Here is a 16,019-nt window from a genome sequence, read left to right on the forward strand (position 1 = left end):
CCTTTCGATGGGGCAAACGGCTGAGCAGATGGCAAAATCTCATCACATAAGCCGACTGGATCAAGATGCTTTGGCACATCGTTCTCACTCTCTAGCTTCACAAGCTTGGAAAGAGGGCAAAATCCAAGGCGAAGTCATGACGGCATTCCCAGAGCCCTATAAAAAGTGGATCGCTGAAGATAACAATATTCGTCATGACTCGACTCTGGAAGGTTATGCCAAGTTACGTCCAGCGTTTGATAGGCAATATGGTAGCGTGACGGCCGCCAACAGCACACCACTAACCGATGGCGCTGCCGCTATTCTATTAATGCGTGAAGGCCGTGCTAAAGAGCTTGGTTTGGAGATTATGGGTTATATCCGTTCTTACGCTTTTTCAGCGATTGGTGTTGAACACGATATGTTAATGGGGCCGTCTTATGCGACACCGTTAGCCTTACAACGTGCAGGTATTGAGCTTTCCGATCTCACATTGATTGACATGCATGAAGCGTTTGCCGCGCAAACCCTCTCTAATATGAAAATGTTCGCCAGTGATAAGTTTGCACAGGAACATCTTGGTCGAGCAAAAGCGATTGGCGAAATTGATATGGATAAATTTAATGTGCTAGGTGGTTCTATTGCGTATGGTCACCCCTTTGCGGCGACGGGTGCGCGCATGATCACACAAACACTGCGTGAACTAAAACGACGTGGTGGTGGTTTAGGGCTGAATACCGCTTGTGCAGCGGGTGGTTTGGGCGCGGCAATGATTTTGGAGGTTGAATAATGAGCACAGAGAAAGCTTTTCATTTAACGATTGATGAACAAAATATTGCGTGGCTGGCGATTGATGTTCCCGGCGAAAAAATGAATACGCTACAAGCGGCGTTTGCCCAAGAGATGCAAGAGGTTTTTGCGACCTTAGAGGCACAAAAAACCAGCCTAAAGGGGATGGTGATTCACTCGCTTAAGCCAGATAATTTCATTGCTGGAGCGGATGTCCGTATGCTGAATGCTTGCCAATCGGCCAGCGAAGCACAAGCATTGGCCAAGCAAGGTCAGGAGATGTTTCAAACCTTATCGGATTTGCCATTCCCAGTGGTTGCCGCGATTCATGGCCCATGCTTAGGTGGTGGTTTAGAGCTGGCGCTGGCTTGTCACTACCGGGTGTGTAGCGACGCGGATATCACGCGTTTGGGTTTGCCCGAAGTGCAATTAGGCTTGCTACCAGGCTCCGGTGGAACGCAGCGGTTGCCGCGTTTGATTGGTTTGTTACCTTCTCTTGATTTGATTTTGACGGGTAAACAGCTGCGCGCAAAAAAAGCAAAACAGCTGGGTGTTATTGATGCTTGCGTAGCAGAGACTATCTTGCTGGATGTGGCCAAAAAGTATGTGCTCGATAATTCTGGGAAAAAACATCATCAGGCCAATACGTCGGCCAAAGAGAAATTAATTTCTCATACGCAGCTTGGTCGCAAATTAATTTTTGATCAGGCTGCTAAAAAGACTAAGCAAAAAACACGAGGTAATTACCCAGCTGCAGACGCGATTTTAGAGGTGATCCGCCACGGTTTAGATCGTGGTTTTAAAGCCGGGTTAGAGCTTGAAGCGAAGCGATTTAGTGATTTGGTGATGAGCTCGGAATCCAAAGCACTGCGCTCGATTTTCTTTGCCACCACCGAAATGAAAAAAGAGACGGGCAGCGACGCAAAACCTCAAACCGTGAAACGTATCGGCGTATTAGGTGGTGGTTTAATGGGGGCAGGGATCAGCCATGTTAGCGTTGCAAAAGCCAAGGTTCCCGTACGAATCAAAGATGTTTCGAATGATGGGGTATTAAACGCGCTCAATTACAACTACAAATTATTCGATAAACAGCGCAAGCATCGCATTTTATCCAAAGCGCAGATGCAGACAAAAATGGCGCAATTGTCTGGCGGGATTGATTTTACCAGTTATCAGCATATCGATGTTGTCATTGAAGCGGTATTTGAAGATCTCACGCTTAAGCAGCAAATGGTGGCTGATGTTGAAGCGAATGCCAAAACCAGCACCATTTTTGCGACGAATACTTCTTCGCTTCCAATCCAGAAAATTGCAGCGAAGGCGGCGCGTCCAGAGAATGTGATTGGATTGCACTATTTCAGTCCTGTTGAAAAAATGCCTCTGGTGGAAGTGATCCCTCATCAAACCACATCGCAAGAGACGATAGCCACAGTGGTGGCCTTGGCGAAAAAACAGGGCAAAACGCCGATTGTGGTCAAAGATTGCGCTGGTTTTTATGTTAACCGTATCCTTGCACCTTACATGAATGAAGCGGCGCAGATCCTGATGGCGGGTGAGTCGATTGAAAAGATAGATACGGCTTTACTCGATTTCGGTTTTCCAGTCGGCCCTATCACGTTATTGGACGAAGTGGGCATTGATGTTGGCTCGAAAATCATGCCAATTCTAGTGCAAGAACTCGGCCCACGTTTTCAAGGACCAGACGTATTTGATTTGCTGCTCAATGACAATCGCAAAGGGCGTAAAAGTGGTAAGGGATTCTATACCTATAAAGGTAAGAAAAAAGAAATCGACAAATCTATCTATAAATTGCTGAAAATAACGCCAGATGCCAAACAGAGTGATAAGGAGATCGCGCTGCGTTGCGTGCTACTTATGCTGAATGAAGCCGTACGTTGTTTGGATGAGGGCGTAATTCGTTGTGCGCGAGATGGCGATATTGGTGCGATTTTCGGTATCGGTTTCCCGCCGTTTTTGGGCGGCCCATTCCGTTACATAGACCAAATTGGTATCAAGAAATTAGTGGAAATGATGAATCAACATGCTGAGAAGTATGGCGATAAATTCGCTCCTTGTGATGGGCTACTGACTCGAGCTGGGGTTGAAGCACGTTTTTATCCGTAGTCATCTCGGCTGTTTTCATTCATATGTTTGCTTAAATTAGGCGAGGGAATATCCTCGCTTTTTTTCATTTATAGCCAATGAGGTCATCTCTTTATGCGAGTTATTCTCAGTTTGGTATAAGATTATGGAAAATCATCAATAAGGAATCGAAATGGATGCACTAGAGTTGCTGCTTAACCGTCGTTCAATCGCCAATCTCACATCGCCTGCACCTGAAGGTCTGGTCTTGGAAAATATTATTAGAGCAGGCTTGCGAGCGCCCGATCATGGCGGTTTAACCCCTTGGCGTTTCGTGATTGCTCAGGGAGCGGGTTTGCAAAAGTTGTCGGGTATTTTGGCGTCTGCTGTGCGAGCGGATAACGGCAGTGATGCAGAGATAGAAAAAGCGAAAAATGCACCGTTTCGAGCACCCATGGTAATCACAGTGATCGCGAAAGTAACGGATCATGAAAAAGTGCCAGCGATTGAACAACATCTCTCTGCGGGATGCGCAGTACAAGCGATGCAAATGGCTGCGGTAGCCCAAGGTTTTCAAGGTTTCTGGCGTTCGGGAAGCTGGATGTTCCACTCTCACGTTCGGCAAGCACTAGGTGCTAAGGGCGATGATCAAATCGTTGGTTTCTTATACCTAGGAACTGCAGGATGCACGCCAATGAAAGTGCCTGAACGTGATTTGAGTAAATTTATTGAGTTTCTATAGCGAGTTTATTGACTATCTGCCGCTGCGATAACTCATGGCCCAGCAATGCTGGGCCTAAAATCTAGTGGATGTGATAGGCAATCACAAAATCAATAAATAGCCTGACTTTTTCAGGTAGATGATCCTTGTGGTTATACAGCATATAAATATCACGAGGGTTGGAAACCCAGTCTTCCAGTACTCTGACTAAGCTGCCTTCTTCGATAAATTCTTTAATCATCACGTCTGGCATTAAGGTGATACCCAGCCCCTCAGAGCAAGCGCTGCGCACTACGTTTAAAGCGTTGGCCTGAAAACGACCAGTATCACAATTGACCACGCATTCCCCTTTATTGTTGGTCAACTGCCATTTTACTAGAGGATATCCCTTCAATAATGAATGATTACTGAGCTCTTCGGCATGAGTTGGTGCAGGGTGTTTCGCTAAATACCCTGGGCTTGCGACTAACACATCTTTCACTTCATTAATTTTTCGCGCAATCAAACTGGAGTCTCGTTGAGGGCCAACTCTAAAAATGACATCCCATTCGGTTGGGTCGAGTTGATCGGCCTGATTGCTGGTGGTCAGTTCTATGTTGATATCTGGGTACTGCATCATGAAGGCATTGAAGATAGGCATCATCATGCGTTTCGTGACATTAGATGGTGACGATATTCTTAGTTTGCCTGAAGCGCCACGACATTCATCGGTGAGCTCTTCTGCTGTTGCAGCTAAGCGATGCAGCAACGGTGAGCACTCTTGAAAAAAACGTTCACCCGCTTCAGTCAGCGAAAGTTTTCGAGCATGGCGATTCAACAACCTAAGATTCAGAGAATCTTCCAATGCTTGAATGCGTCGGGTAATGGTCGCAACGGGGATCATTGTTTTACGAGAAGTTGCGGTATAGCTTCCATTTTCGACAACCAGTCGAAAGAGGTTTAGGTCATCTAATTTCATTGTTCCTGACACATTATTTTTCGAATTTGAGTAATTTATACGTATATCATTTGTCAAATCTTGAGTCATATCAACTTGTTTGACGAAAGTAACATTCCGTACAATCCATACATAGCCCATATATATAGTATGCAACCGAGTTACAAAGTGGAACATTTGTATAAATCTTATTTTGCGACTACTTTATAAAGTAACCTATCAATTTATCCTATAACAATAAAATGACTGCTTTTTAAAAGCATTGTGAGGCAGGATTATGTATAAATCTCACATTCAGGCTAGTGAGTTCTTGGCGAAAAAACCTTCAGATAATCAGCATGTCGAACAAAAACTGATCATGCTCGTTGATGATGACCCAATTTTTAGGCGAATAACCAGTGGTTATTTGTCGGCTCAAGGCTATAAAGTGCTTGAAGCTGAAAATGGCTTAGAGGGGTTGCGCAAGTTAAAAGATGCGGAGCCTGACCTTGTTGTGTGTGACTTAGCAATGCCAGTACTGAACGGCATTGAGTTTGTTGAAGAGGTGAGCCTTGAGTATCCCTCGCTGCCACTGATTGTGGTCTCTGCAACTGATGAAATGGCTGATGTTGCAAAAGTGCTGCGATTTGGTGTTAAGGATTTTCTTCCTAAACCGATTGGTAACCACCAGTATTTAAGCAGTGCAATAGAAAGTACGCTCGAAGATACGTTTAGCCGTTTATCTGATCAGCGTGATTTTTCGACGCAATGGTTCCGGGTCGATGATGGTGGTGATATTCCAGAAGAACAAGAGTTGCATTGGCATCTGGAGTATTTACGAGAAAACCCCAGTACCGCGAAAGATTTGCTGCACGCGTTATTACCAGAAAAGGATACTTCACAAGGCAGTTGGAAGTGTAGTTACCGTCTTTTACAATCGGCGGATGTGATGCCGCTGGTATTTGACTATGCGTGGTTGATGAACGGGCAGTTTGCCTTTTACTTGGTCGATTCAGATGCCCATTATGAAAATAGTGTGGCTTCAACATTGCTCGTTCGTGCTCTGTTTCACGATTATCTTCGCAACTTAAAAAGCTTCAGTGCCGATCTGAAAGACCTTGCCGACATACTGGAAAAAGGTATTGAATGCTCAGAGTGTGCTAATCCAATCAACGCGGTATTCGGTATTGCGGATTTAAGCGAAGGTACACTCTCTATCCTGCCGGCTGGGCTCGACAGTCAATGGTCAAATGGCTACTTAACTCAACATATTGCCGCGGGTGTTAGCCTTGGGCAGAACTGTTTAAAAAACTTTATCACTAAAGATTTACCGATCAACTCAACTTGTCAGCTATCAACTAATCGCTTAGGTTCGAGTAGCTTCAAACTCAATATTTACCAAGGTGGCAGCAGTTAATAACCTTATCTTTAGTCGGTGTTTGCGGTGATTTGTTTGAGGTATAGTTCGCGTCTAGAACAACAATCACCCAATTCGTTTACGTTACATTAACTTTGTTTATGGTGCCAAAACGAACGGAGTCATCCAACACTAGAGAAGTTATGATGGAAGAGCAGAATTTTAAAGAACCTTACAACATTTTTTATTTTTTAGGCTTTATTGCCGTACTTTCGATCCCTACATTGCCAGCAATACTGACTTGGATCCGTGTGTTTAATGGTTATTCAACTTTCTGAGTTGGATAGTACGTTGGGAGTTCACCATCAATATTCGTCATTTTCTTCTTACGGTGGCTGGTGGGCTCTGCCTTCTGTTAGGCGTGATAGGCATATTCTTACCGCTACTCCCCACAACACCTTTCATACTCCTTGCTAGCGCTTGCTTCTTACGAAGTAGCCCTCGTTTTCATGCTTGGTTGCATCAACATCAGACGCTAGGCCCAATATTGGATAATTGGCAGCAACATGGCGCTGTTTCGCGGCAAGTGAAACAACGGGGATGTTTGTGGATTATTCTAAGCTTTATTTTTTCCATCTGGGTTGTCCCGCACTTTTGGCTCAAAATTATGTTGTTTACTATGCTTGTGGTCCTGATCACTTGGTTTATTCGACTTCCCACTCATGAGCAGGTTGCTAACCAACAAGAAAATCACTAGCATTATGGGGAAGTGTGCCCATTCTTCGAATGGGCGTTTGTTTTTTCAGCGGCTAAGATATTGTGGCTTATCTATGTTGCTGAGAGCTCACGCTCTATCATTCTGATACGTAAATGTATCGTGAGAAATGAAGAGCCAATCTAAGTAAATGTAAGTTATGACAACCGAAACTATCTCTTTGATCAAATCGAGCATTCAAAGCATCCCTAACTACCCAAAACCTGGCATTTTGTTTCGTGATGTAACTAGCCTGCTAGAGGATGCAAAAGCCTATCAAGCAACCATTGCTTTATTAGTCGAAAAATATAAAGACATGGGCTTTACCAAAGTTGTGGGTACAGAAGCGCGTGGTTTCCTATTTGGTGCGCCATTGGCTTTAGAGCTTGGTTTGGGGTTTGTACCTGTACGTAAGCCGGGTAAGTTACCACGCGAAACGTTAGCCCAATCTTACGAATTGGAATACGGTACTGACACATTAGAAATTCACGTTGATGCGATCAAGCAAGGTGATAAAGTGCTGGTGGTGGATGATCTACTGGCAACGGGTGGTACGATTGAAGCGACGACTAAATTGATCCGCCAGCTTGGTGGTGAAGTTGAGCACGCGGCTTTTGTCATCAACCTGCCTGAAATTGGCGGAGACAAACGTTTACAAGGTTTGGGCCTGAACGTTTATAGTATTTGTGAATTTGAAGGTCACTAAGCTAATCAACTGGACGTACTCATGAGTTATCTTGCCTTAGCGCGAAAATGGCGACCAACAAAATTTAATGAGGTGGTGGGACAAGCACATGTCTTAACTGCACTAGAAAATGCGTTGGCCCAAAATAGATTGCACCATGCGTATTTATTCAGCGGTACACGTGGTGTCGGCAAGACGACGATTGGTCGCTTGTTTGCCAAGGGGTTAAACTGTGAAACAGGTATTACGGCCACACCTTGTGGCCAATGTGATACTTGCCGAGAGATTGACCAAGGCCGTTTTGTTGATCTTTTAGAAATAGATGCGGCATCACGAACCAAAGTCGAAGATACGCGCGAATTACTTGATAACGTGCAGTACAAGCCTGCTCGCGGTCGCTTCAAGGTGTACTTAATCGATGAAGTGCACATGCTGTCGCGCCACAGTTTTAACGCTTTGCTTAAAACGTTGGAAGAGCCGCCTGAGTATGTGAAATTCTTGCTCGCTACGACAGATCCGCAAAAGCTGCCGGTTACGATTTTATCGCGCTGCTTACAGTTTCATCTTAAGCCGATCAGTGTTGAAAATATCCACGATCAGCTTGAGCATGTTTTAGCGGCAGAGCAGATCCCTTGTGAAGCGAGAGCATTAAGAATGATCGCTCATGCTGCCGATGGCAGTATGCGTGATGCACTTAGCTTAACTGATCAAGCGATAGCACTAGGTAATAACCAGGTGATGGCCGATGTAGTCGCCCCAATGCTTGGCACGCTAGACACAGATCAAGCACTCCATTTACTGCAAGCCATTAGCAGTAAACAGCCTCAAACGGCGATGGATAGCGTTGCACATTTAGCACAAAATGGTGTGGATTGGGATGGATTACTACAACAACTCGCGGTGCAGTTACACCGTATTGCGATGTATCAAGCGTTGCCTGCAACACTGGACAAAACCCAACCTGACTCAGAGAAAGTGCAACTGCTTAGCAAAGCACTGAGCCCACAAGATGTGCAGCTCTATTATCAAATTGCTTTAAAAGGGCGTGAAGATTTAGCACTCTCGCCAACCGCTCGAACGGGGCTGGAAATGATTGTGCTACGTATGATGGCGTTTCGTCCTGCTTCTGTATCGTTGGTGAATACGTTCAGCACTGAAGTGAGTTCAGATGTCGCAGTGCCAAGTCACGGCACTCCTTCACTACAACCCGCATCAGCGGCAACGCCTCTAACTGAACCTAAGCAAACGTCGGCGGCTCCCGTATCGGACAGTCAGGTTAATGAGCCACAAAGGCATGAGGATACTCAGCCTGATTATGGCATCGTTCAAGATTACGATAACCGCTATGCGGATATGAATGATGACATGTCCAGTGCAATGGAATATGCCCCAGAATCGTATGAGCCTGCACCAGTTCCTCAACCACCGGCACCTTCTTCAGCTCCACGTCCCTCACCGATTGCAGGGCTGCGACACCAGTTGCGTTCACAGCGCCAAGGGGTTGCTCAGTCAGCAAAAGGAGTGAATGAAACAAAGAGCAACGAGACAAAAAAGCCTAATGCGGCATCGACTAAATCTGAATCTGTGCTTGAGCGTGTTGCCTCGCATGGAAAATCAGCTCGAGTGTCGCCTTTGTCAACATCCGCTCCTGAAGCCGCCCCAACCTTGGACAACGAGCCTTATCAGTGGCGTCCAACGCTGCAACCTGTGGTGGTTGAACAACAAAAAACAGAGCTGACACCGACACAAATTAAGCAAGCGCTAGAACATATTAAAACGCCAGAGATGGCAGAAAAGTTACTTGCAGAATCGATAGAACAAGATGAGTGGGCAGCTCTGATCCACCAGCTCGATATTGCCAAGTTAGTGGAACAATTAGCACTTAATTCTGTCTACCACAAATCGGGCTCATCAATTGAGCTAGTGCTGCGGCCAAGTCAGGCCCATCTTAATACCGATAAAGCACAAAGCGAGTTGTTAGAAGTGCTCAATGAGACATTAGCTGAAGAGTGCCACCTTAGCGTGACAATTGGTGAGCAAGGTGAGACTCCATTGGAGCTTAGAGAGCGTCTTTACCAACTCAAATTAGAGCAAGCATTGAACAGCTTGGAGGCCGACCCTCACGTAATGTTCTTCAAGCGACGTTTTGATGCGGAACTTGATCGCGACAGTGTGCGGCCGATTTAATCAATTAAGCGAGTGTGGGGTTGAATCTATATGTTATGACCCCACCTTATGTGAAACACTCAATTCAACCAGAGAGATAAACATGTTTGGTAAAGGCGGTATGGGCAACCTAATGAAGCAAGCCCAACAAATGCAAGAGCGCATGCAAAAGCTACAAGAAGAAATTGCGAATATGGAAGTGGTTGGTGAGTCTGGTGCTGGTCTGGTAAAAGTGACCATTACTGGTAGCCACAGCGTACGCCGTGTAGAGATTGATGAAAGCTTAATGGAAGACGACAAAGAGATGCTAGAAGATCTGATTGCCGCCGCTTTCAATGATGCTGCGCGCCGCGTGGAAGAGACTCAAAAAGAAAAAATGGCTTCTGTCACTGGCGGTATGCAATTACCACCAGGTATGAAGATGCCGTTTTAACGAACGACTTTTTAACAAACAACCTTTTTAACAAACAAAATAGGTTACTAATGCGTACCAGTCATATGCTGGAGCATTTGATGGAGGCCTTACGTTGTCTGCCTGGGGTGGGTCCCAAGTCAGCACAGCGTATGGCCTTTCATTTGTTACAGCGCGATAGAAAAGGCGGCTTACAGCTCGCCGATGCTTTAAGCCAAGCCATGACAGAAATTGGACATTGCAGTGAATGCCGAACTTTCACTGAAGAAGAAACTTGTCATATTTGTAGCAACCCTAAGCGGCAGGATAACGGCCAACTCTGTGTAGTCGAAAGCCCTGCTGATATTGCGGCCATTGAAGCTACAGGCCAATATTCTGGACGTTATTTTGTTCTGATGGGACACTTATCACCTTTAGATGGTATCGGCCCGAGTGATATTGGTTTAGATACTCTGGATTACCGTTTGCAACGTGGTGGCATTGCCGAAGTCATTCTTGCCACTAACCCAACCGTTGAAGGGGAAGCGACCGCGCACTACATTGCGGAGTTATGTCGCGCCCATCAAGTCTCTGCGAGCCGTATTGCTCATGGTGTGCCTGTTGGCGGTGAGCTTGAGCTTGTTGATGGTACGACGCTATCACACTCTTTGCTTGGCAGACAAAAGCTGTAGCACCTTTCGAATCATTGCCCTAGCTGCTGGGGCAATTTTGAGTGGCGCCATCAATTAAGGCAAACAAAGCAGTGCCATCAAGTGATTTTTTCGAGTTCGGTAATGTTGCTCAAAGCTTCTTGGTTCGTGTTGCCACAGACCATCGGGCAAGGCTTAAATTCGTGGCATACTTTTGGACGTTCAGGCTTACCAAATAACTTGCACAAATTAGCGTCATTAAGTTGAATGCAACGTACACCTGCTGGTTTTCCTTGCTCCATACCCGGGATGGAGGAAGAAATACTAGGGGCGATACAACACGCACCACAACCAAGTCTGCATTCCATAATTGAGTACCAGTAAAAAGAAAAGGGTGACGATCCTAGCAGATGTGACCGAAGTGTACAGCAATAGCTTCCTAAATTAACAAGCCGTTTTTATCCTTGAACTTTGGTTGGTGTGGAGGTATAACACGCACCCCATTCGTTAAGTAAGATAGAGACTCATGAGCACACCATTCTGGCAAAATAAGAAATTAGAACAAATGACGGAATCGGAGTGGGAGTCGCTTTGTGATGGATGCGGTAAGTGCTGCTTACACAAGTTAATGGATGAAGATAGTGATGAGGTCTATTACACCAATGTCGCTTGCAGTTGGTTAAACAGCGATACCTGCTCATGCAAGGATTATCCAAACCGTTTCAATTCTGGTGAGGAGTGCTTAAAACTGACGCGTGATAAAATTGATGAATTTAACTGGTTGCCGGATACGTGCGCCTATCGTGTACTGTCAGAAGGCAAGACATTGCCGCAATGGCATCCTTTGATTACCGGCTCCAAAGAGGCGATGCACGCCGCGCAAGAAAGTGTTCGCAACAAAGTCGTTTATGAGATTGATGTTATCGACTGGGAGGACCACATCATCAATCATCCAAACCGCAATTAATATCCAATAGAAATCTAAAAAATTAGAGAAGCAGTAACAAACCTCCTACTGTTGCCGCGGCGGAAAAATATTTCCCTGCGGAATAGGAGCTATCATCTTCTTCTGGTTTTTTATCTGGATGATCTAATCCCAAAGCACCATGAGCAAATGATTCCACTTTGCCAGTCACAGTTTTCTCTTTGTTTTCTAACTTACTCTCTTTGTCGAGTTGTTGCAGCGCTGCGAGCAAGGCTTTGCCTTCATCAGACAAAGTGACGGTATTCTGCTCCACTTTGAGCGGGGCAGAGGGGGGGGATGCCGCTGTAGAATTTGCTTGAGCTTTAACTTGCTGGAGTGAATGCAGTTGCGCTGAGCTTGTCCCTACCGGTGTCATACTTCTCTCCTATAAATGCCATCAGTTAATGTATCGACAGATTTATGAAAAACTTGTGCAAAAAATTCGCAATTTGTATGAAGTATGTACAAGCAAAAAACGCGCCTACTTTATATGAAAAGAATAAGTAGGCCCGTTATTCGCCGCTAATTAGTCGCAAGTGAGATCTGTGTTGCGATTCTTTATCTGTTGATAGGCTTGCATGCGATGCTCTGCTTGAACATAGGCGGTGGGAATTGGCAGTACAGTGAGTTGGAAATCAGGATACGATGCCTGGGTATCCTCTACGGGCGTGATGATGGCAACCTTTAAATCAGGATTTCGACGAAGGATAGAATGCGCCGTGCCTAAACCCTGCTCGGTGTGGAACTTACCTGCGATGTGCATCACCTGAGCTGTCGGGTGGTTTTGTAAATAATCCACCATGCTTTCTGCCATTGTTTCATCCCAAGCGACCTGAGCTGCGTACTGTTTTTCAGTTTGCTCTTTTGAACCGTGGTGCATTGATTCCATGAACTTCGCTTTGTATGGAGAGGCTGAGATGTCAATTTGGTGTGCAACCTGAGCCCGCTCTACTGGCGTTAATTTATCAAGGTATTTGATCCCTACTTTGCCGATACAACGTACGAAAGGTTTAGGCGCATTAGCGGCAATGACATCCAACTGCTGTGATTTTGCAAACTCAACCAGTGGGCGGTAGTCACTTTGGTAGTTTGGCCACGCTCTGGTCTGAGAAATAAGGTATTGTTCGCCGATTTCTCCTGCTAGATAGCGGTTCAGTATCTCTTGTTCATCGCGTGAAAATTGTTCCATAGACAAGGCTACATGGGTGTTTTCGCGGCTGAGTTGTGCCAATAGCTCGGTTTGGAAGCGATGAATGGCTGGGTGTGTATGCCACTCACCGACTAAAATGATATCGGCATTTTTTATCTCATTCGGCAGCGAATTGAGATTCAATGGTTTGCCGCTAGGGGTAGATAATTGGTAGTCATAAAAGTGAGCAATGGGCTTCGGCTGGTGCGAAGCACAGCCAAAAAGTGGTAATAGTAGAGCCAGAGAAGTAACTAAGCGCATGAGTGTCTCCATTTTGAATTTGGCATAATAATGGAGACACTGTGGATTTGCAATATAATGAGAATTATTATCAACTAACTTTGCGATAAACGCTGATCATAAAATCGGCCTCACAATTAAATTGCTCAGCTTGCTTTAATTGCGCTCTTAGCTCATCACTGGCCCGCCATGCAAACGGCGTCATCTGTAATAAATCAAAAGCATCGTTACCGCTTAATGCCATGGTGTAGTGCAGTTTTTGTTGCTCTACTAATGTAAACCCAGCTATCTCTTCTGCGGTTTCATCATGCAGTTGAACATTAGGATAGATCCCTTCTTTTAACTGATAGAGGTGCCTTGCCGCGGGTGTAACGGTAATCACCACTCCTTGGTTTTGAATGCAGCGGTAAAGCTCTTGCGCTTTACAGGGCGCATAAATTCGTAATATACCGGCTAGGGAAGCATCGTCAAAGGGCAAGCGGTGGCTGGAGGCGACGACAAAGTTGACCATAGGGTAGCGCTTTGCTGCATAACGGACGGCGATTTTAGAGATATCTAACCCATAGGTGACCGATTGTGTCGAGTGTTGTGCAAGCGTTTGAGCGACAAATTGGGTGTAGTAACCTTCGCCGCAGCCGATATCTAAAAACTGATAAGAAGAATCTTGCAGATACTTACTGCACAACTGAGCGACCGTCTGACGCATCAGATCGTAATGTCCACCTTCAAGAAAACGGCGACGGGCTTGCATCATCTCTTTATTATCACCCGGATCTTTTGAGCGTTTATGATGTGCAGGCATCAAATTGACGTAGCCCTCTTTGGCTATATCAAATTGATGATTATTTTCACATTTCAATATTTGCTGCTGTTGCAACAGAGGTTGCTGGCAAAGGGGGCACAGATACGCCATGAAGATCTCGCTTGAAAAACAAAGGTGCCAGTTTAGCGTCTGCGGCTAGAAATAAAAAGGACAGCGTGATTTCACTGCCCTCAGCATGAGTATGATGACTGAAAATTCGCCAAAAAAGCTTAGTTGGAAAAAACCGTCGTGACGAGCTGATGGCTTTCACCTGGTTGCAAGGTTTTTCCAGCGGATAAGCAAGGTGCATGCAGTGTAGATTCAACACACAGCATCGTTTGATAACCATTGTCAGGCATATCTGCCATTGATTGAGCGCCTTGAGCCCATGGATTCCACAAGACGGCAGAGTTGTGTCCAGAGTTTTCAACCACTAACGTGCGATTCAAAACAGGATCTTGGACCTGAATTTGTGCTTCAGGCGCGGTATAGACGCGATCAATCGTATCGGTGAGGACCAGTGTTGAACCACCTTGACACATTTTTGCATCTTGTAAGCTGTCTATATATTCAACGCCCATACCTGTAGTAGTGGTCTGGGTAATATTACCAACCTTGAGGTAGCTGTGCAGCGCTGCAGAAAACGTCCATGCTTTCTCATCCGTATTGGTCGTTTCTAAAGTGACTTTTAACTTGTCACCGATTTCAACATAAAGACGGGTTTTGAATTGAAATGGCCAAATAGCCAGTGTTTGGGGCGAATGGTCGAGCCCTAACACGATAATGACGCCCTGCTCGTTTTCTCTATGTTCAATCAATGCCCATTCACTGGTGCGTGCGAAACCATGGGCTGGTGCAGCAATACGGCCAAACCATGGCCAACAAACAGGGATCCCGCCTCTTAGAGCGGCTTTACCGTCAAAAATGGCCGTGTCACTCATCCAAATGAGCTCATCTTGTCCTTTAGGAGTGAATGAGATGACATGGCCGCCATGCAGTGTAATTCCGGCGGTCGCTTTGTCATGAATAACGCGAACAATTTTAACGCCCTCTTTCTCAACGATAGTGACGTTGTCAGAAAGATAAGTCAGGGTAGGGAGAGATTGCAGATCCATAAATTCGATACCTCATACCATTCCTACCGGATAAATAAGTGAGGAACGGCTCGGATTGTCTAACGCAGTCCCATTAATTAAAGGGACAGATACTAAAAAGGCGACACAATGGCCGCCTTTTGTTCTCAACGAATTTCTTCGCTAAACACTACGATTATTTAGAAACGTGAGCGATTAGGTCTAGAACTTTGTTTGAGTAACCGATTTCGTTGTCGTACCAAGATACAACTTTAACGAATTTGTCAGTTAGTGCGATACCAGCTTTAGCATCGAATACAGATGTGTTGATTTCGCCAATGAAGTCTTGAGAAACAACTGCATCTTCAGTATAGCCTAGAACGCCAGCGAATTCGTTTTCAGAAGCGCGCTTCATTTCAGCACAGATTTCTGCGTAAGATGCTGGGTTTTGTAGGTTAACAGTTAGGTCAACTACAGAAACGTTCGCTGTAGGTACGCGGAAAGCCATACCAGTCAGTTTGCCGTTTAGTTCTGGGATTACAACGCCAACCGCTTTAGCTGCACCAGTTGAAGATGGGATGATGTTTTGAGAAGCACCACGACCACCACGCCAGTCTTTCGCAGAAGGACCATCTACAGTTTTTTGAGTCGCTGTAGTTGCGTGAACAGTAGTCATAAGACCAGACTCGATGCCCCACTTGTCGTTAAGAACTTTAGCGATAGGTGCTAGGCAGTTTGTAGTACAAGAAGCGTTAGAAACGATGTCTTGGCCAGCGTAAGAAGCGTGGTTAACACCCATTACGAACATTGGAGTCGCGTCTTTTGAAGGACCAGTTAGAACAACTTTTTTCGCGCCAGCAGTGATGTGCTTACGAGCGGTTGCATCGTCTAGGAATAGACCTGTTGCTTCAGCAACCACGTCAACACCGATTGCATCCCATTTTAGATCTTCTGGGTTACGCTCAGCTGTTACACGTACAGTTTTGCCGTTTACAACTAGGTTGCCAGCTTCAACTTCAACAGTACCGTTGAAACGGCCATGAGTTGAGTCATACTTTAACATGTATGCCATATAATCTACGTCGATAAGGTCGTTAATACCTACAACTTCGATGTCGTTGCGCTCTTGCGCTGCACGGAATACGAAACGACCGATACGGCCAAAACCGTTAATACCTACTTTGATAGTCATTATAGTTGCTCCACAACTTAATTTCTGATTAAAGATAACTGGTAGTAAAATTACAGAATCCAGTAAATG

17 protein-coding genes are annotated in these 16,019 nt (G+C 45.4%); 10 read left to right on the top strand and 7 right to left on the bottom strand.

Annotation, left to right across the window (positions count from 1 at the left end):
• The 3 genes from AACT21_RS14655 to AACT21_RS14665 all read left to right on the top strand — a co-directional run.
• The coding region (locus AACT21_RS14655) for an acetyl-CoA C-acyltransferase (RefSeq protein ID WP_141195266.1) at positions 1 to 769 on the top strand (769 nt) is incomplete at its 5' end.
• Positions 769 to 2,892: a fatty acid oxidation complex subunit alpha FadJ gene (fadJ, locus tag AACT21_RS14660; RefSeq protein ID WP_094164452.1), complete on the top strand. Its 2,124-nt coding sequence runs from the start codon at positions 769 to 771 to the stop codon at positions 2,890 to 2,892. The genes AACT21_RS14655 and fadJ, both read left to right, overlap by 1 nt.
• A 151-nt stretch (positions 2,893 to 3,043) precedes the next feature.
• Positions 3,044 to 3,592, top strand: coding sequence for an NAD(P)H nitroreductase (locus AACT21_RS14665; protein WP_017044560.1), 549 nt, complete (start codon positions 3,044 to 3,046; stop codon positions 3,590 to 3,592).
• Between the two features lie 61 nt (positions 3,593 to 3,653).
• Here the strand turns inward: AACT21_RS14665 and AACT21_RS14670 are convergent, their stop codons facing one another.
• Complete coding sequence (locus AACT21_RS14670) at positions 3,654 to 4,529, bottom strand: LysR family transcriptional regulator (RefSeq protein ID WP_026027659.1); 876 nt, start codon at positions 4,527 to 4,529, stop codon at positions 3,654 to 3,656.
• 256 nt (positions 4,530 to 4,785) lie between these two features.
• On the opposite strand from AACT21_RS14670, the gene AACT21_RS14675 reads away from it, so the two are divergent.
• The 6 genes from AACT21_RS14675 to recR all read left to right on the top strand — a co-directional run bounded on the left by AACT21_RS14675 (position 4,786) and on the right by recR (position 10,532).
• Positions 4,786 to 5,904 carry a response regulator gene (locus tag AACT21_RS14675; RefSeq protein ID WP_017044561.1) on the top strand — a complete coding sequence of 373 codons (1,119 nt, stop codon included), beginning with the start codon at positions 4,786 to 4,788 and terminating at the stop codon, positions 5,902 to 5,904.
• Positions 5,905 to 6,235: 331 nt separating this feature from the next.
• Positions 6,236 to 6,601 carry a YbaN family protein gene (locus AACT21_RS14680; RefSeq protein WP_017044101.1) on the top strand — a complete coding sequence of 122 codons (366 nt, stop codon included), beginning with the start codon at positions 6,236 to 6,238 and terminating at the stop codon, positions 6,599 to 6,601.
• A gap of 157 nt (positions 6,602 to 6,758) precedes the next feature.
• Complete coding sequence (gene apt, locus AACT21_RS14685) at positions 6,759 to 7,304, top strand: adenine phosphoribosyltransferase (RefSeq protein WP_013857239.1); 546 nt, start codon at positions 6,759 to 6,761, stop codon at positions 7,302 to 7,304.
• A gap of 21 nt (positions 7,305 to 7,325) precedes the next feature.
• Positions 7,326 to 9,470 carry a DNA polymerase III subunit gamma/tau gene (gene dnaX / locus AACT21_RS14690; protein ID WP_094164453.1) on the top strand — a complete coding sequence of 715 codons (2,145 nt, stop codon included), beginning with the start codon at positions 7,326 to 7,328 and terminating at the stop codon, positions 9,468 to 9,470.
• An 82-nt stretch (positions 9,471 to 9,552) separates the two neighbouring features.
• Positions 9,553 to 9,882 carry a YbaB/EbfC family nucleoid-associated protein gene (locus AACT21_RS14695; RefSeq protein WP_013857237.1) on the top strand — a complete coding sequence of 110 codons (330 nt, stop codon included), beginning with the start codon at positions 9,553 to 9,555 and terminating at the stop codon, positions 9,880 to 9,882.
• 50 nt (positions 9,883 to 9,932) lie between these two features.
• On the top strand, positions 9,933 to 10,532 hold the full coding sequence (recR, locus tag AACT21_RS14700; protein ID WP_013857236.1) for a recombination mediator RecR: 600 nt from the start codon (positions 9,933 to 9,935) through the stop codon (positions 10,530 to 10,532).
• A 77-nt stretch (positions 10,533 to 10,609) separates the two neighbouring features.
• Here recR and AACT21_RS14705 read toward each other — a convergent pair whose 3' ends face one another.
• Entirely contained in the window at positions 10,610 to 10,858 is a 249-nt protein-coding gene (locus AACT21_RS14705) for a YkgJ family cysteine cluster protein (protein WP_013857235.1), read from the bottom strand.
• Positions 10,859 to 11,016: 158 nt separating this feature from the next.
• On the opposite strand from AACT21_RS14705, the gene AACT21_RS14710 reads away from it, so the two are divergent.
• Complete coding sequence (locus tag AACT21_RS14710; RefSeq protein WP_010317229.1) at positions 11,017 to 11,457, top strand: YcgN family cysteine cluster protein; 441 nt, start codon at positions 11,017 to 11,019, stop codon at positions 11,455 to 11,457.
• A 22-nt stretch (positions 11,458 to 11,479) separates the two neighbouring features.
• Here the strand turns inward: AACT21_RS14710 and AACT21_RS14715 are convergent, their stop codons facing one another.
• The 5 genes from AACT21_RS14715 to gap all read right to left on the bottom strand — a co-directional run bounded on the left by AACT21_RS14715 (position 11,480) and on the right by gap (position 15,950).
• Positions 11,480 to 11,830, bottom strand: coding sequence for a hypothetical protein (locus tag AACT21_RS14715; RefSeq protein WP_017044563.1), 351 nt, complete (start codon positions 11,828 to 11,830; stop codon positions 11,480 to 11,482).
• A 150-nt stretch (positions 11,831 to 11,980) separates the two neighbouring features.
• Positions 11,981 to 12,904, bottom strand: a complete 924-nt coding sequence (locus AACT21_RS14720) for a ChaN family lipoprotein (protein ID WP_217898746.1) — start codon at positions 12,902 to 12,904, stop codon at positions 11,981 to 11,983.
• A gap of 70 nt (positions 12,905 to 12,974) precedes the next feature.
• Entirely contained in the window at positions 12,975 to 13,796 is an 822-nt protein-coding gene (gene rlmA, locus AACT21_RS14725) for a 23S rRNA (guanine(745)-N(1))-methyltransferase (protein WP_017047803.1), read from the bottom strand.
• Positions 13,797 to 13,915: 119 nt separating this feature from the next.
• A complete protein-coding gene (locus AACT21_RS14730; protein ID WP_094164454.1) occupies positions 13,916 to 14,800 on the bottom strand; it encodes a D-hexose-6-phosphate mutarotase in 885 nt (294 codons plus the stop codon).
• A 154-nt stretch (positions 14,801 to 14,954) separates the two neighbouring features.
• On the bottom strand, positions 14,955 to 15,950 hold the full coding sequence (gap, locus tag AACT21_RS14735) for a type I glyceraldehyde-3-phosphate dehydrogenase (protein WP_010317219.1): 996 nt from the start codon (positions 15,948 to 15,950) through the stop codon (positions 14,955 to 14,957).
• Between the last annotated feature and the right edge of the window lie 69 nt (positions 15,951 to 16,019).

Source organism: Vibrio sp. V08_P9A1T1 (assembly GCF_963874405.1).
Taxonomy (GTDB): Bacteria; Pseudomonadota; Gammaproteobacteria; order Enterobacterales; family Vibrionaceae; genus Vibrio; species Vibrio anguillarum.